The organism is Geomonas terrae (assembly GCF_004791675.1).
GTDB classification, from domain to species: Bacteria; Desulfobacterota; Desulfuromonadia; order Geobacterales; family Geobacteraceae; genus Geomonas; species Geomonas edaphica.
In genome coordinates this window covers 899123-916809 of the sequence record NZ_SRSC01000001.1, presented here as the reverse complement: position 1 = coordinate 916809, position 17687 = coordinate 899123, and the positions used below count along the sequence as shown (strand labels likewise).

Annotated in this window: 16 protein-coding genes; 8 read left to right on the top strand and 8 right to left on the bottom strand. The window is 62.2% G+C overall.

What is annotated here, in order from left to right; all coding sequences use genetic code 11:
* Positions 1-17: 17 nt before the first annotated feature.
* The 4 genes from E4633_RS03825 to E4633_RS03810 form a co-directional block, all read right to left on the bottom strand.
* Entirely contained in the window at positions 18-2321 is a 2304-nt protein-coding gene (locus E4633_RS03825) for an ATP-binding protein (protein ID WP_135868931.1), read from the bottom strand.
* 34 nt (positions 2322-2355) lie between these two features.
* Positions 2356-2712 carry an RNA polymerase-binding protein DksA gene (gene dksA, locus E4633_RS03820; protein WP_135868930.1) on the bottom strand — a complete coding sequence of 119 codons (357 nt, stop codon included), beginning with the start codon at positions 2710-2712 and terminating at the stop codon, positions 2356-2358.
* Positions 2713-2837: 125 nt separating this feature from the next.
* Positions 2838-4199: a DNA repair protein RadA gene (gene radA, locus E4633_RS03815; protein WP_135868929.1), complete on the bottom strand. Its 1362-nt coding sequence runs from the start codon at positions 4197-4199 to the stop codon at positions 2838-2840.
* Positions 4200-4405: 206 nt separating this feature from the next.
* Positions 4406-4942: a HEAT repeat domain-containing protein gene (locus E4633_RS03810; protein ID WP_246037888.1), complete on the bottom strand. Its 537-nt coding sequence runs from the start codon at positions 4940-4942 to the stop codon at positions 4406-4408.
* A 140-nt stretch (positions 4943-5082) separates the two neighbouring features.
* On the opposite strand from E4633_RS03810, the gene E4633_RS03805 reads away from it, so the two are divergent.
* Positions 5083-5397 carry a hypothetical protein gene (locus E4633_RS03805; RefSeq protein ID WP_135868927.1) on the top strand — a complete coding sequence of 105 codons (315 nt, stop codon included), beginning with the start codon at positions 5083-5085 and terminating at the stop codon, positions 5395-5397.
* A gap of 78 nt (positions 5398-5475) precedes the next feature.
* On the top strand, positions 5476-6456 hold the full coding sequence (locus tag E4633_RS03800; protein ID WP_135868926.1) for a beta-ketoacyl-ACP synthase III: 981 nt from the start codon (positions 5476-5478) through the stop codon (positions 6454-6456).
* A gap of 84 nt (positions 6457-6540) precedes the next feature.
* Here E4633_RS03800 and E4633_RS03795 read toward each other — a convergent pair whose 3' ends face one another.
* From E4633_RS03795 to E4633_RS03780, 4 genes are all read right to left on the bottom strand, one after another.
* Positions 6541-7587: a methyltransferase domain-containing protein gene (locus E4633_RS03795; RefSeq protein WP_135868925.1), complete on the bottom strand. Its 1047-nt coding sequence runs from the start codon at positions 7585-7587 to the stop codon at positions 6541-6543.
* Positions 7588-7590: 3 nt separating this feature from the next.
* On the bottom strand, positions 7591-8934 hold the full coding sequence (locus tag E4633_RS03790) for an MATE family efflux transporter (RefSeq protein WP_135868924.1): 1344 nt from the start codon (positions 8932-8934) through the stop codon (positions 7591-7593).
* 67 nt (positions 8935-9001) lie between these two features.
* A complete protein-coding gene (locus tag E4633_RS20860; RefSeq protein WP_281275009.1) occupies positions 9002-9256 on the bottom strand; it encodes a GSU3128 family (seleno)protein in 255 nt (84 codons plus the stop codon).
* Positions 9257-9360: 104 nt separating this feature from the next.
* Positions 9361-9735 (bottom strand): hypothetical protein, encoded by a 375-nt coding sequence (locus E4633_RS03780; RefSeq protein ID WP_135868923.1) that lies wholly within the window; start codon positions 9733-9735, stop codon positions 9361-9363.
* A 280-nt stretch (positions 9736-10015) separates the two neighbouring features.
* Between E4633_RS03780 and E4633_RS03775 the strand changes: the two genes are divergently transcribed.
* The 6 genes from E4633_RS03775 (at position 10016) to E4633_RS03750 (ending at position 17667) form a co-directional block, all read left to right on the top strand.
* Positions 10016-11314: an ATP-binding protein gene (locus E4633_RS03775; RefSeq protein WP_135868922.1), complete on the top strand. Its 1299-nt coding sequence runs from the start codon at positions 10016-10018 to the stop codon at positions 11312-11314.
* A 276-nt stretch (positions 11315-11590) separates the two neighbouring features.
* Positions 11591-12286 carry a GntR family transcriptional regulator gene (locus tag E4633_RS03770; RefSeq protein WP_135868921.1) on the top strand — a complete coding sequence of 232 codons (696 nt, stop codon included), beginning with the start codon at positions 11591-11593 and terminating at the stop codon, positions 12284-12286.
* Positions 12287-12289: 3 nt separating this feature from the next.
* A complete protein-coding gene (gene prpB / locus E4633_RS03765) occupies positions 12290-13186 on the top strand; it encodes a methylisocitrate lyase (protein WP_135868920.1) in 897 nt (298 codons plus the stop codon).
* On the top strand, positions 13173-14633 hold the full coding sequence (locus tag E4633_RS03760; protein ID WP_135868919.1) for a bifunctional 2-methylcitrate dehydratase/aconitate hydratase: 1461 nt from the start codon (positions 13173-13175) through the stop codon (positions 14631-14633). Before prpB ends, E4633_RS03760 begins: the two co-directional genes overlap by 14 nt.
* 66 nt (positions 14634-14699) lie before the next feature.
* Positions 14700-16016, top strand: a complete 1317-nt coding sequence (locus tag E4633_RS03755) for a citrate (Si)-synthase (RefSeq protein WP_135868918.1) — start codon at positions 14700-14702, stop codon at positions 16014-16016.
* Between the two features lie 55 nt (positions 16017-16071).
* Complete coding sequence (locus E4633_RS03750; RefSeq protein ID WP_135868917.1) at positions 16072-17667, top strand: acetyl-CoA hydrolase/transferase C-terminal domain-containing protein; 1596 nt, start codon at positions 16072-16074, stop codon at positions 17665-17667.
* Positions 17668-17687 lie beyond the last annotated feature (20 nt).

Below are 17687 nucleotides of genomic sequence, written 5' to 3'. Positions count from 1 at the left end.
TTTTGTCTATAACCCACTCACCAGTGTTTGGGCAGGATGATGCGGAACTCGACTCCCTGGCCGGGCTGGTTCGTGATCTGAATCTTGCCGCCGTGGTTCGTGATGATCCGGTTGGCGATGGGAAGCCCGAGTCCAGTACCGCTCCCCTTGGTGGTGAAAAAGGGGGTGAAGATACTGTTCAGTTGCTCGAGCGGGATGCCGCCACCGGTGTCGGCTATCTTCACCGTGACGGCGTCCTTGCCGTCGAGATCGCAGGGAAGAACCTGAATCATCAATTCCCCACCGGTCCCCATGGCGTCCAGGGAGTTCAGGATGATATTGATAAACACCTGCTTCAGTTGCTGGCTGTCACCTAGAAGCACCTGCTTCTGGCGCGGAAACTTGGTGCTGATGCGGATTTGCTTCTCTTCAAGCGGCGGCGTGACCACCGCCAGCGTTTCCTTGACGACATCGACCATGTTGCAGCGTGTATAGCAGATGGTCGTCTTCTTGGAAAAGAGCAGGATCTCGGAGAGGATACCTTCCAGGCGAACCACCTCGCGCACAATCAGGTCGGCGTGGGCCCATTCCGTGCTTTCCTTCGGGAGTTTACGTGCGAGGCGCCCGGCGAAGCCGCCGATGGAGACGAGCGGCCCCTTGAGCTCGTGGGCGATACCGGCGGCCATCTCGCCTATGGCGGCCAGACGCTCCTTCTGGAGCAGGCTCTCCTGCGCCTCGCTCAACTGGCGGTTGGCATCCTCGATCTTGTTGTAGAGCATCGAGTTTTCGATCGCCATGCCTGCCTGGTTGGTGAAAAGTTGCAGAAAGCGGAGGTGCTCCTGGGCGATCGGTGACTGGGTGAGCGCGTTGTCGACGAGTACCACCCCGACGGTCTGGCCGTGGGCGATGAGAGGCGAGGCGGCGAGGGCGGTGCGCGGCGCGGTGGCGGGATCGGCGCCGATCACGGCTTCGTCTGGAATGTAGATCAGGCGCTTTTCCAGGACGGCCTGGGAGGCGATGTTGAGGGTGCCGTCCAACTGGAGTCGCTTCCCTTGCACCTTCCGGCAAAAGTCGGAGTCGCGCTGTGCCACCATCTCACCTTCGGTGATGTCCCAACGGCTGGAAAGGATATCCTCGCTTCCTCCCTGCGGGATCGAGAGGGGAGGGGACGTCTCGGAGGTGACGCCGAGCATGCCGACCAGCGAACCGGATCGCTCGTTGGTTAGAAAGAGCATGGCGCGGTCGAAGAACGGGGTCGGGCCGGAGGTGAGCGCGGTAAGTGTTAGGTGAATCAGCTTGTTCAGCTTGATGGTGGAAAGCATGGTGTTGCTGAGCCGGTACAACAGCGAGAGTTCCTTCAGCTTCTTCTCGTTTTCGCTGTCGAGACTCGCGACCCTTTCCTTGCAGATGGCTTCGGCAAGGGTGCCGGAGAGAAGGCGGGCGAGCGCCTCCGCCGCATCGATATGCTCAGGTGAGAGGAGTTCCGGACCGCCGAAGAGGGTGAGCGCACCCATGGTGCTGCCGTTGCTGCCCAATGGGGCGCTCAGCGCACGGTAACCTGACCCGGCGAGAACAACCTGCTCGGTGCGGGTGGCACCGGCAGCGAGGGCGCAGGCGGAAAGCTTTTGCTCCACATCGAGGAATGCCTCGAGATCCTGTCGGAAGCTGCTTTGGCAGCTCTTGAAAACCCTGCCCCTGCTCCTGCCGTTTGGGGTCAGGCGGATCACGGCGAACCCTGCCAAACCAGAGCCGGTGCAGAGCCTGACGATCTTGGGAAGCAGGGTGCCGGCGGCGGTGGGGGATCCGAGCAGGTGCCCCAGACCGGAGAGGAGCGACATGATGCGCCCTGAGGCCTGTGCCTGTTCGGCGGCGGCGAGGGCGGCGAGCGTCAGGCTGAAAACGGGGAGCAACTTTCTGCAAAGGGCTAGGCTTGCAGGAGAAAGGGAGGCGTCGGCGCTCCCCAGCACGAGCACGCCGACCAGTCGGTCGCCGTCGAGGACGGGAAGGGAATGATAGCCTATCGCTTCGGCGCCGCCGCGTTCCTCTGGATGGAGATCAGCATGGGTGCAGAAGACGTCGGTCCGCTGTGACGCGGCGCGACCGGCACAACCTATATCGAAAGGAATGGCGCAACGCTGCGCGATGCCGGAGGCGCCGGCCAGGTAACGCTGAGTGAGAATCGGTTCCGAGGGGTCGGGGACAAAAAGTGAGGCGGAGGCGAGGCCGAGGGAGCGGGCCGCCAGGCGAAGCAAGCTGCCGAGTCGGGCCTGGTGGGAGCGACCGGATGACTGGGCAATGACCAACGCTTGCTCCAGCAGGTTGTCTACCTTCCGGGCAGCCATGCGAACTCCGAGAGACGAGCGGTGAATTGTAGATCTAGCGGAATCTTTCTTTCTTTTCCTGCTCCATCTTGCAGTCGATGCAGAGGGTGGTCACCGGGCGGGCCTTCAGGCGCGCTTCGCTGATGTCCTCCTCACAGACCTCGCAGATCCCGAAGGTGCCGTTGTCGATACGGTTGAGCGCCTCTTGGATCTTGTTGATGAGCTTGCGCTCGCGGTCACGGATGCGCAGTTCGAAGGTGCGGTCCGACTCCTGGGTGGCGCGGTCGGTCGGGTCGGGGAAGTTGGTCGTGTCGGAGTTCATCTCCATAACGGTCCGGCCAGCTTCTTCCAGGAGCGTTCGTTTCTCTTCCTGCAGGATTCCTCTGAAGTACTCGAGCTTTTCCGAATTCATGAACACCTACCCTTTCTAATCAATACGACATTAAAGAGGATTTTTCTAAATTAGTAAAGTGAAATTTTCCTGTTAACCAAAGATCCGTAAGACGAAATCTCAGCCGCCGGGGCTCTACTATCCGCTTAGATGGCGTCGAGGGCTTCGGAGAGCGAGGTCACTCCCACCACCTTCATGTCCGGTATCTCCTTCTTGGGGGCGTTGCCCTTCGGCACGATGGCACGGGTAAAGCCGTGCTTCACCCCTTCCTTGAGCCTGGATTCACCGTTGGAAACCGGCCTTATCTCGCCGGAAAGCCCGACTTCTCCGAAAACCAGGAGGTCCTGCGGCAGGACCGTGTTCCTGAAGCTCGAGACGATGGCGAGGGCTACCGCCAAGTCGGCGCTGGTTTCCAGCACACGGATGCCGCCGACGACGTTGACGAAGACATCCTGGTCCGCGAGCACGAGGCCGCCGTGCTTGTTGATGACGGCGAGGACCATGGCGATGCGGTTCTGGTCGAGTCCGATCCCGAGGCGCCGGGGGGAGCCGTATTGAGCGGAGACCACGAGCGACTGGATCTCCACCAGAAGCGGCCTCGTTCCTTCCCAAAGGACGCTGATGAGGCTCCCGGGGGCGGCGTTCTCGGTGCGCGAGAGGAAGATCGCGGAGGGGTTCTTCACCTCCCGCAGCCCCTTCTCGGTCATGGCGAAGACGCCGAGCTCGTTAACCGGGCCGAAGCGGTTTTTAGTGGTGCGCATGAGCCGGTAGCGCGCGTCCTCGGTCGAGGAGAGCATCACCTGGGTGTCCACCATGTGGGAGAGCGTCATCGGACCGGCGAGGGACTGGTCTTTGGTGACGTGCCCTACCATGATGAGGACCACTCCGGAAGTCTTGGCGAAGCAGGTGAAGGCGGCGGCCGATTCCCTTACCTGGGAGACGCCGCCCGGCGCCGCGTCGACAACGGCGGACTGCATCACCTGGATCGAGTCGATCACCACCACCTCGGGGCGTTCGCTCTCGGCGGCTTGCAGCACCCGTTCCACGGAGCTTTCCGCGAGCATCTTGACCCGGTCGAGGGGAAGCTGCAGCCTCCTGGCCCGCCCGGCGATCTGTTGCAGGGACTCTTCGCCGGAGACGTAGAGGACCTCTCTGCTCGCAGCCGCGTGACACATGGTCTGCAGCAGGATGGTGCTTTTCCCCGCGCCGGGGTCTCCGCCGATCAGGATCACCGAGCCGGGGACGAAGCCTCCCCCGAGCACCCGGTCGAACTCTTCGCTGCCGCTTGAAAAGCGATGCTCATCGGTGAATTGCACATCTTTAAGGAGGGTGACCGGCGAGGTGGTCCCGGCGAAACCGTCGCGCCGCCCGGAGCGTGGTTCCGGCCCCAGGCGTACTTCCTTGATGGTGCTCCAGGCGTCGCAGGCGGAGCAGTGCCCCTGCCATTTCGGGTAGGTCGCACCGCAGTCGGAGCAGACGAACCCGGTCTTTACCTTTACTTTTGCCATATAACTCCAGACGCGCAGCGGCGGGCCGAAAAACTACGTAATACTAAGCTTTTTGCCAAAGAGTGTCAACAACGGCGCGTTTACCGGCACGGCACGGTATGCGTTTGACAAGCTTTCCTTGGCTAAGATAGAATCGGTCGCTCGTTTTCGGTCCGATGCGTCCCGAACAAAGGAGAATTGCGTGGGAGGGGAGACGGTGCGGGTGGCTAGGGAAGCTGCGCCAGTGCGGTGGCCGCTGCGGCGCGGGTTTTGTCGTGGGGGGAGCTAAGCAGCCCGGTGATGGCTTCGGCCAGCGAGGCGTCACCGATCCGCCCCAAGGTGAGGGCAGCCTCGGCGTCGAGGAAGCCGTCGTTCGCCTCCAGAAACGGCACGAGCTTCGAGACGAGCGAGCGATCACGGTAGCGGGAGAGCGCGGCGATGGCAAGGGCGCGCACCGGGGTGGAAGGGTCATCAAGTTTCTCGACCAGCGTGGGGAGCGCCTCGGGGCGCGCCAGTTCGCCGAGAACGCTGACCGCGGCGCACCGGATGTCCTCCTCGGGCCTTGCGGCGCAGTAGTTCAGTATCTGCAGCACGCGGTCGTCGGGGATCCGCCCCAAAGCGTAGATAGCGGCTACCTTGGTGGCCCGGTCACCCCGCTTCAAGCGGTCGAAGACCTCCTCGAGGCTCTCCGCCGCTTCCAGCGCTTCCAGGGCGCGCGAAGCAGCCTGTCGTACCTCCGGATCGGGGTCCTTTAGTAGCGGCATGATGGCGTCGCGTCTTTTGGTGCGTTCGGCTCGGTCCATAGCGACGAAAACTAACAAAAAACCGTCGGCTGTACAACACAAAACAACAGATTACTTAAAACCGGTTCACCATTCAGGTGGCCGACAAGGAGAACGAACCGATGACGAACCGGATCAAATCCGTGGCACTTTCCGCCCTGGTGCTTCCCGGGCTGGGACAACTCTACCGTGGAAGCCGCCTAAAGGGTGGGGTGATGATCCTGCTGGATAACATCTTCATCCTCGGCGCGCTGTTCGTAGCACTGAGAAGCGCAGGCAAGCTCATGGTGGCCGGGCGCGAAGGGGGCCTCACGCCGGAGCAGGTGGTGTCGGCGATCCAGGTGGATGCCCCTTACGCAAAATACCTTTTGGGTGGATTCATGATCGTTTGGGCCTACGGCGTGGTGGATGCCGTTTTTTATAAAGGGAACGATTGACAAACAGTATTTTATTATGAGATATACAGAGAGTGCTTCCTGCTGTGTCCACGCGGGAAGCCAGGAGGCGCTCTCTACATGATACGTTCGGAAATCCTGGGGACCGGTGGCTACGTTCCGGCTCGTGTTGTCCCCAATGCCTATTTCAACTACCTCGTGGATGACGCGGATCACTGGATCCATTCCCGCACCGGCATCCGTGAACGGCGTTTCTCGGCAGCGGAAGAGGCAACCTCTGACCTCGCCACCAGCGCCGCCCTCCTCGCCCTCGAAAACGGGGACGTAGACCCTCTAGATATCGACTGCATCATCGTCGCCACCTCCACACCCGACATGATTCTCCCCGCCACGGCGTGCATGGTGCAGAAGAACATCGGCGCCACGAGGGCCTTCGCCTTCGATATGAACGCCGTCTGCAGCAGCTACATCTACGGCATGGAGCTGGCGGACAACCTGATCCGGTCGGGGAAGTACAAGAAGGTGCTCCTGATCGGGGCCGACACCTATTCGAAGATCCTCGACTTTGACGACCGCGGGACCGCGCCTCTGTTCGGCGACGGCGCCGGAGCGGTGATCCTCGGGGCCGGGGTTTCCGGCAAGGGCATCCTGCACAGCATGATGCAGAGCGACGGCAGCGGATGGGAGCTGATCCAGGTCCCGTCTTCCGGTTCGAGAAAGCCGGTCAGCGCCGAGAGCATCGCGGCAAAGGAAAACACCTTCAAGATGGCCGGTAAAAGCGTCTTCACCTTCGCGGTGGACGTCATTCCGCGCATCATCACCGATCTCGCCGAGCGCGGCGGTGTGCGTCCCGAGGAGATCGACCACATCATCCCGCACCAGGCGAACGTGCGTATCATCGACTTCATCTCCAAGAAGACCGGTATCCCCAAGGAGAAGTTCCTGCTCAACCTGGACCGCTATGGCAACACGGCGGCGGGCTCGGTGGGGCTTGCCTTGGACGAGAATCGCAGAAACGGAAAGATCAAGCCGGGCGAGCTGGTGCTCATGATGGGCTTTGGCGGCGGGCTTTCCTGGGGCGGGGTGCTGCTGAAGGCGTAAAAGCCTGTTCGGCATGGTGGGGCAATAAGAAAGGGGATGGGGCCATAAGGCTCCGTCCCCTTTTTCTTTGCTGGTTGATGAGTGCTATCCCTTTTTCCCCGCGATCCCTTCGGGGACCTCGACCGGGGTGAGGCCGTGGGCCCGCATCAGGGCGATAAGATATTCCTCGGGAACGCGTTGACGCCAACCGGCGTGGAAACGGTCGGCGGCGAGCAACAACCCGCCGGGGGCAAGCCGCGCGGAAAGCCCGGCGAAGGCGGAGGCGAGCTCAGCCGGGTCGTGCAGCAAGGGACCGCCCAGAAGCCCGTTGCAAAGGACCAGGTCGTAAGGCTCGCGCTGCGGCGGGGCGTCGACGCGGTCCAGGTAGAATTCCAGCGCCGGGGCGTTGGCACCCGGCCCGAGGAGCGACCCCGCCCGGTTACGGTACTCCCGTTCGCGTTCTGAGGCGTGCGGGAAGTACATGTGGGCGCCGGCGAAGAGCTCGATCGGTTCCAGCGTGGAGCCGTGCACGGCGCTTCCCTTACCCATCCCGGCCTCTACTAGGAGTTGCGCCACCTGGTAGGTCCCTTCACCGCTGCCGCAGGCGGCGTCCAGCACGCGTATGCCGTCTGCACGGCGCGACCCTTTCATCCACATCGAAATCCACGAGAGCTGACGCGGATAGCGGTCGAAGCCGCCGCCGAAATGCTGCGGAAGCATGAGCGCGAAAAGAAACGCGGTGCGTGCGGCGTCGTCGCAGGCGAGCCGGCGCAGGGACGGCGTGGGATCGGCGCAGGGAAGCTGCGGCGAGAGCCTCTGCAGCAGGTCGAGCCAGCTCGCTGAGCTTTCAAGGTAGGTGCCGGAGAGCAATGGGGCGAACCGGCAGCCGCGCCGCAGCACCTTTTCGAACAGGGCGCGCGGTTCGGCGAGCGGAAAGAGCGCCTCGGTCATGCCGCGCATCTCGGGGGTGATCTCGAGGCCGGGTGCCCAAAGGGGTAGGGGATAGCTTGCCGCGTAACTTACGAAGCGATCTCCCAGGCGCGCGATACGCCGTTCGAGCCGGTCGTCGAGGAGGGAGCCGGGCGCAAGAAGCCGCCCCAGGCGCTCCCGGATCTCGTATGGCTCTGTGGTTGGTGTGAATGAAAGCCGCATCGGCTAGATGATCACCTGGTGCAGGTCACGTCGCTGGTAGCGCCACCAGAAGGCACCGGCGCGGACGATCCAGTCGATGACGAAGACGCTCCAGACCGCATAAAGCGAGAGCTTGAGCGGGACGGCGGCGATGTAGGAGAGGAGCACCCGGATTCCCCACATGGAGGCGAGGGTGACCAGGAAGACGAAGTGGGTGTCGCCGGTGCCGCGCAGGCTCCCGGCATAGACAAAGGATAGCGCGAGCGGTACCTGAGCGAAGGCGACCAGTCTAAGGAAGACGCTCCCTTTCTCGATGACGTCCGGGTCGGAGGTGAAGAGGGCGATCAACTGGTGCGGCAGGAAGAAAAAGAGCAGCGCCATGAAGGCCATGACCAGGACGGCGAGCCTGAGCGCCTCGGTGTGGCTCATGTGGGCCCGCCTCAGCTTCCTCGCCCCGAGCGCCTGCCCCATGAGGGTCGCCGCAGCGATGCCCATCCCGGCGCCGGGCATGAAGGAGAGCGACTCGATGGAGAGACCGATCTGGTGCGCGGCGTACGCGGCGGTACCAAAGCCTATGATGAACTTGGAATAGAAGAGCTGGCCAGACTGCTGGGCGATGCGCTCAAGGGCGACCGGGTAGCCGATGCCGAGCACCTTCTTCAGCAGCACCAGGTCCGGTTTCCCGACCTTCAGGTAACCACCGCGGAACGCCTGGACGAGGAGGTAGCAAAAGCCCGCCGCCTCGGAGAGGTTGATGGCGTAGGCCGCGCCGACGACGCCGAAGCGGGGGAAGCCGAAGTGGCCGTAGATGAGGGGGTAGGCGATCGCCACGTGCAGGACGTTCACCAGGAGTATCCCCTCCATCGGGGTGCGCGTGTTGCCGGTTCCCTGCATGATGGCGGAGAGGATGTTCAGCCCGGCGGTGAAGCCGAAGTATAAAAAGACGAGGCGGATGTACTCGGAGGCGTAGGAGAGCACCTCGGGCTGCGCCCCCATGAAGACGGCGATCTCCTTGCCGAAGGACATGCCGAGGAGACTCGCCGCAACGGCGAGAAGGACGCAGAAGAGAAGCGACGCGAAGGCGGCTCTCTTCGCCTCGACGCGCCTTCCCGCGCCCCAGAGGTGTGCGGTCACCACGTTCGTTCCCGTGGAAAGCCCCCAGAAGACCGTCATGGTGACGAAGATGAGGAGCTGTCCGAGACCGGTGGCGGCAATCGCCGCGGCACCGAGCCCCCCCACCATGAAGATGTCCACGATGGAGACCAGGCGCTGGAAAAGCGAGGACAAAAGCACCGGCATGGAGAGGGCGGCGACATCACGACGGATCGAGATGCGCTTGCTGTTTTTGGAAGAAAGAAGACGTTTCAAGACCGCAGGTGTTCCTTAAAAAGACAAAAGCCGGGACCAGTACGGTCCCGGCGAGGATGGGTGGAGGTTACAGTTCCTTCAGGGCTTCTTCCTGGCTGCGCACGAAGTTCTTCGCCCTTCCGGAAGGGGCGATGATGCCGTAGGCCATGGCCTCGTTCAGCTCCGCCTCGGTGGCACCTGCGTTTTTCGCGACCGCGAAATGCTTCTTCAGTCAGTCCGGGCAGCCGACCGCTACGGCGCATGCCACGCGGATCAGCTCGCGGTACTTCTCCTCGAGGACTTCCTCGTACTCGAAATCGAGAATCTTCTTGCGGATCTTCATGGTCAACCCCCCTGTGCGGTGCTGTGACGTTGAACGTCTACATAACTAGCACAAACAGGTGGTGCTGAAAACCATAACCTGAAAAAAGAAGGAAGGGCGGACGCTCAGGGTTCGCCGTGCGTTGCGCCTCCCGCTGCCATGCAGGCGGTGCCGCCGCCGGTCAGCTTGTGCACCGCGACCGTCATGCCGCGCACCTTCGCCTCGAACTCGCCGTAAGCGCGGGCAATCTCCCCCTCGGCGCTCGCCACCAGCGCGTTCAGCTTCCTTTCCGCAGCTTCGAGCTCCTTGCGGTACTGTTCCAGCTGCTCGTCTACGTCCATCAGCATGTTTTCCAGTTTCCAGCGGCGGTTAGCCGGGGTGAGGGAGTAGTCGTTGAGGATCGCGGTGATGTCATCTTCGGTGCTCTGCAGGTGTGCTTCCGCTTCTCTTCTTTTCCTGATCGCCAGCTGCATCTTCTCGAACGAAATGATCTTGGCCATACCTGTTCCTTCAGCACGTGTTTCACGAGGGGCGACGAACCCCATTCCTTCAAGCCGCATCGGTTGACGTTTCTGTCAGCGAGGCATTGATATCTTATTTTATTTGCGCCAGTCGTGTAAACGCCTAAATGAAAAGGAAAAACTCACGAATCGTGCAGTGGTGTCCAAGCCGTGGCGCCGGCGGGGACGGCTTGAAAGTGTCGGAAAATCTGATACTTTATCCCCTTGTGTCCGAGGTGACCAAGGCGGCCGGTGTACGGCCTTTATGGAAGAGGGAACGATGAACGGTAAAGAAGCGAGGGAAGTTCTGGAACATGTAGCGGACCCCACGAGGCTCGCGGCCTTGCGCGCCGTCGCCCTGCTCGACACACCCGCGGAGGAGGCGTTTGACAGGCTGACCCGGCTCGCGGCACGCTTCACCAGCGCCCCGACGGCACTCGTCTCCCTGATCGACTCGGACCGGCAGTTCTTCAAAAGCTGTCTGGGACTTCCCGAGCCGTGGCAGTCACGGCGTGAGACCCCGCTTTCCCATTCCTTCTGCCAGTACAACCGCATCGCCAAGACCCCACTCGTCATTAAGGACGCGCGGGAGCATCCGCTTTTCAAGGACAACCTCGCCATCCCCCTCGCCAGCGCGGACGGCTACATCCTCGGCTCTTTCTGTGTCATCGACGGGAAGCCCAGAGAGTGGACCGGAGAGCAGATCTCCGTGGTGGAGGATCTGGCCGCAGCCGTGATGACGGAAATCCAGCTGAGGTCGGAGGTCGTGACCAGGCGCCTGGCCGAGCGGCAGATGAAGGAGAGAAACGGCGAACTCTGTACCGCCTACGAGAAGCTGGAGCGGGAAAGTGCGGAGCGGTTGCAGGCCGTGGAGCGGCTGAGGCAGATGGATCGCATGCTGATCCAGCAGGGGCGGCTGGCGGCCATGGGAGAGTTGATCAGCAACATCGCGCACCAGTGGCGCCAGCCGCTGAACGTGCTCGCCCTTCTGGCCCAGGACCTCCCTATCACCCTGCGGCTTGGTGAGCTGACTGAGGAATACCTGGACACGAAGGTGGAGAAGATGATGGATGCCATCGTGCATATGTCGCAGACCATCGACAAGTTCAGGAGCTTTTTCACCCCCGCGACGGAAAAGTCCAGTTTCTCCGTGCTGGGGGCGGTGGAGAAGACCGTTTCCCTGGTGGATATCAGTCTGCACGAGGTGCAGATCAGGATCGAGGTTACCTCCTCGGCGCAGCCGCAGATCGACGGGTACCCAAACGAGTACGCCCAGGTGCTCTTGAACCTTCTCATCAACGCGCGGGACGCCTTCATCGCGGCGAAGCCGCCCCAACCGACGATCCGGATCCACGTGGGCGAAGAAAACGGGCGCTCGGTGGTGACCGTCTCCGACAACGCCGGTGGGGTGCCGGAGGAGATCCTCGACAAGGTATTCGATCCTTACTTCACCACGAAAGGGCCGCAGGGGGCGGGGATCGGGCTTTACATGGCGAAGATGATCATCGAGAGAAACATGAAGGGGACGCTCACCGTCGAGAATACCGAGGGTGGTGCGAGGTTCCGCTTGGTGGTTTGAGGTGTCGGGTCTTTAACCGGTGATGCGGTGATTGGTAAATGAAGCGGCCGTTGTCCTTGGACAGCGGCCGCTTTTTTTAGCGATCCGGCGATCGCACTTCGCCCGACGGAGCTCTGGTGGGACTCAAAGTGGCTGAGGAGTTTCACGTAGCGGCATCGTAACGCGCTCGCTTGGAGGAAACTCTTCGGGAAAAGTGTCGACACTTTTGTGTTGACATGAGTAGCAATCGGCGTATTTTGACACGTGCAAGGATCATTAGCATGAAAGGTGTCGACAATGAATGAAACTCTGACCGAAGTGGAAACTTCGTCGCTTTCGTTATCGGATCGAATTTTCGAGCAACTGCAGACCGCCATCGTGAAGGGGGCGATCCCCGCCGGGAGCAAGATTTCGGAACCGGAACTGGCAAAGACGTTCGGGATAAGCCGGGGGACCCTGCGGGAGGCGCTCAGCAGGCTGGAGGAAAGGTACCTGGTGGTCCGGTCTCCGAACCTGGGGGCTCGGGTGGTGACCCTGTCGTACGAGGAGCTGATCGACATCTACCAGGTCCGCGAGGCGCTGGGGGGGATGGCCTGCGGGCTGGCGGCGGTGAACATGACCGACGAGGAGATTGCCGACCTCGGGCGGCTGCTGGACGACCACGAAAAGAGCATCCGGGAAGACCAGGGGCTTTCCTACTACCAGCAGGAGGGGGAGTTCGACTTCCATTACCGCATTCTCCTCGGGAGCCGCAACCGCAAGGTGATCAGCATCCTCGAAGGGGGGCTTTACCAATTGATGCGGATGTATCGCTACCAATTCAGCACGTCGAGCCCGCGTCCCCTCCTGGCCCTCAAGGAACACCGCCGGATCGTGGAGGCGCTCGCTGAACGGGACGCCGAGCTTGCCGACCTCCTGATGAGACGCCACATCAGTGCGGCGCGCAAAAGTATCGAAGAAAGGCGCCGACAGTCACTGGAGCAGAAGGGGTAACTGATGGAGGCATCCGTCACCGCGGGAACGAAGCTTCGAGCGGCCATAGAGCGGGAGCGGCCGCTGCAGATCGTCGGCACCATCAACGCCTACTGCGCCATGCTCGCCGAGGCGGCGGGGCACCGGGCCCTCTACCTCTCCGGGGCAGGCGTCGCCAACGCCTCCTACGGCTGTCCCGATCTGGGAATAACCTGCCTCGATGATGTCCTGGAAGACGCCCGCCGCATCACCGGCGCCTGCGAACTCCCGCTGCTGGTGGACATCGACACGGGGTGGGGGTCGTCCTTCACGATAGCTCGCGCGGTAAGAGAGATGACCCGGGCGGGCGTCGCCGCAATTCATATCGAGGACCAGGTCTTCCCCAAACGCTGCGGACACCGTCCCAACAAGAGCGTGGTCGAAAGGGAAAAGATGGCCGACCGGATCAAGGCGGCGGCGGATGCCCGAACGGACGCTTCCTTCATCATCATGGCGCGTACCGACGCCCTGGCCTGCGAGGGGATCGATTCAGCCATCGAGCGCGCCTCCTTTTACGTGGAGGCAGGCGCGGACGCGATCTTCGCCGAGGCGGCGACCGATCTGGAACAGTACCGGAGGTTCACCGAAGCGGTGCCGGTGCCCATTCTCGCCAACATCACCGAGGGAGGGCGGACGCCGCTCTTCACGGCGAAGGAACTCTCGGCGGTCGGTATCGCCATGGTTCTCTACCCCCTCAGTGCCTTCCGGGCCATGAGCAAAGTAGCCTCGCTGGTCTACGAGACCATCCAGTGCACCGGTACCCAGCGTGATCTGTTGGGGTTGATGCAGTCGCGCGATGAGCTGTACCGGGTCCTCGGATACCGGGAGTACGAGGAGAGGTTGGACCGGCTCATGAAGGGGAGGGGAGATGACGGCAACTGAGGGAACCAACGGCACCGCTGAGATCAATGTACGGCCTTCCGCCGACCTGGAAATGATCGCCATCGCCCGCTACGTCAAAGAGGCGACCGTCACCAGCGAGGACGCCTACCGGACCGCGGCCCTGAGCCTGATGGACGCCATGGGGTGCGCCGTCCTCGCGTCGAAGTTCTCCGACGGCACGAAGCTCCTCGGGCCGGTGGTGCCGGATACGGTGGTGCCGCATGGATGCCGTGTGCCGGGAACCCGCTTCGAACTCGATCCCGTGACCGGCGCCTTCAACATCGGTACCTTGATCAGGTGGCTCGACTACAACGACACCTGGCTTGCCGCTGAATGGGGGCATCCGTCCGACAACCTCGGAGGAATCCTGGCCGTCGCCGATCACCTGAGCCGGAGAAGGGTAGCCGAAGGGATGGCCCCCCTCACCATGCGCGACGTCTTGACCGCGATGATCAAGGCGCATGAAATCCAGGGGTGCCTCGCGCTGGAAAACAGCTTGAACGCCGTCGGGCTCGACCACGTGGCGCTCGTGAAGGTGGCGACCGCCGCGGTGGTGACCGATCTCTTGGGAGGAACGCTCGAACAGGTGGTAGACGCGGTTTCCCAGGCGTGGGTGGACGGCCAGAGCCTCAGGATCTACCGCCAGGCGCCCAACACGGGATCGCGCAAATCCTGGGGGGCGGGGGACGCAACGAGCCGCGGCGTGTGGCTCGCGCTGCTGACCATGCGGGGTGAAGCCGGGTACCCGGGGGCGCTCTCCGCCAAGGGGTGGGGCTTCTACGACGTATGTTTCCAAGGAGAACCTTTCCGTTTCCAACGCCCGTACGAAAGCTACGTGATGGAAAACGTCCTTTTCAAGGTGGCCTACCCCGCGGAGTTCCATGCCCAGAGCGCGCTCGAGGCGGCGATCAGGCTGCACCCTGAGGTGAAGGGGCGGCTCTCCGAGATCGAGCGGGTGGAGATCCGCACCCATCGCGCGGCGCTCCGGATCATCAGCAAGACGGGAGAGCTGCATAACCCCGCCGACCGAGACCACTGCCTCCAGTACATCACCGCGGTCGGCCTCATCTTCGGCGGACTCACGGCGACCGACTACCTGGACGAAAGGGCCGCCGATCCTCGCATCGACGACCTCAGGCGGAAGATGGCGGTCACCGAGGAGGAGCGTTACAGCCTCGACTATCTGGACCCGGACAAGCGCTCGATCGCGAGCTCGGTGCAGATCTTTTATGGTGGGGGAGGGCAAAGCGAGGAGGTGGAAGTCGAGTACCCCCTCGGTCACCGGCGCCGGCGCGCCGAAGCCCTGCCGCTCATCTTCAAAAAACTCGGTGAGAACCTCGCCACCCTTTCCGTGGAAGGGGCGACACGCATCATGGAGCTCGGCCGCGACCGGCAGCGCCTCGAGGAGACCCCAGTCAACGACTTCATGTCACTTTTTACCGTTTGACCAGCTGCAGAAACCGCAAGCGCTTGCACTCGTCCGCAGCTTAACAACAACCACAAGGAGATGAACATGGCTCTAAAGGAAGCCGTCAGGCGAAAGCTCGACGAGTTCAGGCCGAGGACTACCCGGCTGGCGAAAGAGTACGGCAAGGTGAAGATCGATGAAGTGACCATCGAACAGTGCATCGGCGGGGCGCGGGACATCCGCTGCCTGGTAACCGACATTTCATATCTCGACCCGCAGGAAGGGATCCGTTTCCGCGGCAAGACCATTCCGGAGACCTTCGCGGCCCTCCCCAAGGCCCCCGGTTCCGAGTACCCGACGGTGGAATCGTTTTGGTACTTCCTGCTGACCGGCGAGGTGCCGACGCAGGCACAGGTGGACGAGGTGCTCGTGGATTGGAAGAAGCGCCAGGAGGTGCCGGGTTACGTCTTCGACATCATCAGGGCCATGCCGCGCGACAGCCACCCGATGACCATGCTTTCCACCGGTATCGGTGCCATGCAGCGGGAATCGAAGTTCGCCGCCTACTACACCTCGGGGAGTTTCAACAAGCTCGGCGCGTGGGAGTACGTCTACGAGGACGCCTGCGACATCGTGGCCCGCATCCCGGTGCTGGCTGCCTTCATCTACAACCTGAAGTACCGTGACGACGCACCGCTCGCGATCGACCCGGCGCTCGACATGGGTGCGAACTTCGCCCGCATGATCGGCCAGGGTGACGAGTATATGGATGTGGCACGCATGTACTTCATCCTCCACTCCGACCACGAGTCCGGCAACGTCTCCGCTCATGCCACCCATCTCGTGCACTCGGCGCTCTCCGACCCGTACCTCTCCTATGCCGCCGGGCTGAACGGACTGGCAGGTCCGCTCCACGGCCGCGCCAACCAGGAGGTGCTCGACTGGACCCTGAAGTTCCAAAAGAAATACTGCAGCAACGAGGAGCCGACCCGCGAGCTCATCACCAAGGCGCTCTGGGACACCCTGAACTCCGGCCAGGTCATCCCGGGGTACGGCCACGCGGTGCTCAGAAAAACCGACCCGCGCTACACCTCGCAGCGGGAGTTCTGCCAGAAACACCTCCCGGGCGACCCGCTTTTCAAACTGGTTTCCATGATCTTCGAGGTGGCCCCGGGCGTGCTCGCCGAGCACGGCAAGACCAAGAACCCCTGGCCCAACGTGGACGCACAGTCCGGCGTCATCCAGTGGCATTACGGGGTGAAGGAGTGGGACTTCTATACCGTGCTCTTCGGAGTAGGGCGCGCGCTCGGGTGCATGGCCAACCTCACCTGGGATCGCGGGCTCGGATACGCCATAGAGCGGCCGAAGTCGGTGACCACCTCGATGCTTGAGAAGTGGGCCGCGGAAGGCGGCCGCAGTTAGCCCTTTTTTTTAACGTGCCAACGTATACGACAAAATAAAACAAGGAGAAAACGTCATGTCTGAATATGGAACCCTGCAGGACCGCGTCCGCTGCAAGTCGCTCTTAAAAAAGGTGATGACGCCGGAGCAGACCATCCAGTTTTTCAAGCCCGGTATGAACCTCGGCTGGTCGGGCTTCACCCCGGCCGGCTACCCGAAGGCGGTGCCGATCGCCCTGGCCGATCACGTGGAGAAGAACAACCTCCAGGGGAAGATGCGTTTCAACCTTTTCACCGGCGCCTCCGTCGGAGCCGAGACCGAGGACCGCTGGGCGAGCCTCGACATGCTGGATCGCCGCTGGCCCTACCAGACCGGAAAGAACATCGCGGCCGGCATAAACGAGGGGAGGATAAGGATGGGTGACAAGCACCTATCCCTCTTCGCCCAGGACCTGGGTTACGGCTTTTACACCAAGGACACTGCGACCGGCAGGCTAGACATCGCCATCATCGAGGTGTCGGCGATCACCGAGGACGGCGGCCTCGTTCCCACCTCGTCGTGCGGAGTCATCCCTGAGATCCTCATGGTGTGCGACAAGATCATCGTCGAGGTGAACGTGGGGCAGCCTTCCTTCGAGGGGATGCACGACAACATCTCCTGCATGAACCCTCCCAATCGGCAGAGCCTCGACATCACCCGCGCCGATTCGAGGATCGGGACCACGTACGTTCCGTGCGACCCCGCGAAGATCGTCGCCGTCGTCGAGTCGCGTCATCGCGACAACGGCAGGGCCTTCTCCGAACAGGACGAGACCTCCGAGGCGATCGCGCAGAACATCATCGACTTCTTTAGCCACGAGGTGAAGGCGGGGCGCCTTCCGAAAAACCTCCTGCCGCTGCAGTCCGGGGTCGGTTCCATCGCCAACGCGGTCATCGGCGGGCTCGCCAAGGGGCCCTTCAGCGACCTGAGCGTCTACACCGAGGTCCTGCAGGACACCATGCTCGACCTGATCGATTCCGGCAAGCTGAACTGCGCGTCGTCCTGCTCCCTGTCGCTTTCGAAGGATGAAGGGTTCCCGCGCTTCTTTGCGAACATGGACAAGTACTCCGACAAGATCCTGCTGCGTCCGCTATCCATCTCGAACGCCCCGGAACCGATCCGGCGCCTCGGGGTGATCGCGATGAACACGCCGGTCGAGATCGACATCTACGCCCACGCAAACTCGACCCTCGTCGGGGGGACCCGCATGATCAACGGGATCGGCGGTTCCGGCGATTTCCTGCGTAACGGCTTCCTGAAGATCATGCACACGCCGTCGAGCCGCCCCTCGAAGACCGACCCGACCGGCATCACCTGCGTCGTGCCGCATTGCTCGCACATCGACCATACCGAGCACGACCTCGATTGCGTGGTCACCGAGCAGGGGCTCGCGGACCTGAGGGGGCTTGCTCCGAAGGAACGCGCGAAGAAGATCATCGAGAAATGCGCCCATCCGGACTACAAGCCGATCCTCACCGAGTACCTGGAGATGGCGAGCAAGGAGTGTCTTGCCCGGAAGGTTGGGCACGAGCCCCAGATGTGGGACCGTGCCTTCAAGATGCAGCTGAACCTCGCCCAGAACGGGACCATGAAGATAAAGAACTGGGACATAAAGATCGATCTCTGCGCATAGGAGCAACATGTCCCCCCTTT

Excerpts from the sequence above, each read along its gene's own strand:
- E4633_RS03795 (WP_135868925.1), bottom strand. The coding sequence starts at position 7,587 with ATGCGGCTTTCATTCACACCAACCACAGAGCCATACGAGATCCGGGAG.
- E4633_RS03805 (WP_135868927.1), top strand. The coding sequence starts at position 5,083 with ATGACGAACCGGATCAAATCCGTGGCACTTTCCGCCCTGGTGCTTCCC.
- dksA (WP_135868930.1), bottom strand. The coding sequence starts at position 2,712 with ATGAATTCGGAAAAGCTCGAGTACTTCAGAGGAATCCTGCAGGAAGAG.
- prpB (WP_135868920.1), top strand. The coding sequence starts at position 12,290 with ATGGAGGCATCCGTCACCGCGGGAACGAAGCTTCGAGCGGCCATAGAG.
- E4633_RS03750 (WP_135868917.1), top strand. The coding sequence starts at position 16,072 with ATGTCTGAATATGGAACCCTGCAGGACCGCGTCCGCTGCAAGTCGCTC.
- E4633_RS03810 (WP_246037888.1), bottom strand. The coding sequence starts at position 4,942 with ATGCCGCTACTAAAGGACCCCGATCCGGAGGTACGACAGGCTGCTTCG.
- E4633_RS03770 (WP_135868921.1), top strand. The coding sequence starts at position 11,591 with ATGAATGAAACTCTGACCGAAGTGGAAACTTCGTCGCTTTCGTTATCG.
- E4633_RS03780 (WP_135868923.1), bottom strand. The coding sequence starts at position 9,735 with ATGGCCAAGATCATTTCGTTCGAGAAGATGCAGCTGGCGATCAGGAAA.
- E4633_RS03825 (WP_135868931.1), bottom strand. The coding sequence starts at position 2,321 with ATGGCTGCCCGGAAGGTAGACAACCTGCTGGAGCAAGCGTTGGTCATT.
- E4633_RS03775 (WP_135868922.1), top strand. The coding sequence starts at position 10,016 with ATGAACGGTAAAGAAGCGAGGGAAGTTCTGGAACATGTAGCGGACCCC.
- E4633_RS03800 (WP_135868926.1), top strand. The coding sequence starts at position 5,476 with ATGATACGTTCGGAAATCCTGGGGACCGGTGGCTACGTTCCGGCTCGT.
- E4633_RS03760 (WP_135868919.1), top strand. The coding sequence starts at position 13,173 with ATGACGGCAACTGAGGGAACCAACGGCACCGCTGAGATCAATGTACGG.
- radA (WP_135868929.1), bottom strand. The coding sequence starts at position 4,199 with ATGGCAAAAGTAAAGGTAAAGACCGGGTTCGTCTGCTCCGACTGCGGT.
- E4633_RS03755 (WP_135868918.1), top strand. The coding sequence starts at position 14,700 with ATGGCTCTAAAGGAAGCCGTCAGGCGAAAGCTCGACGAGTTCAGGCCG.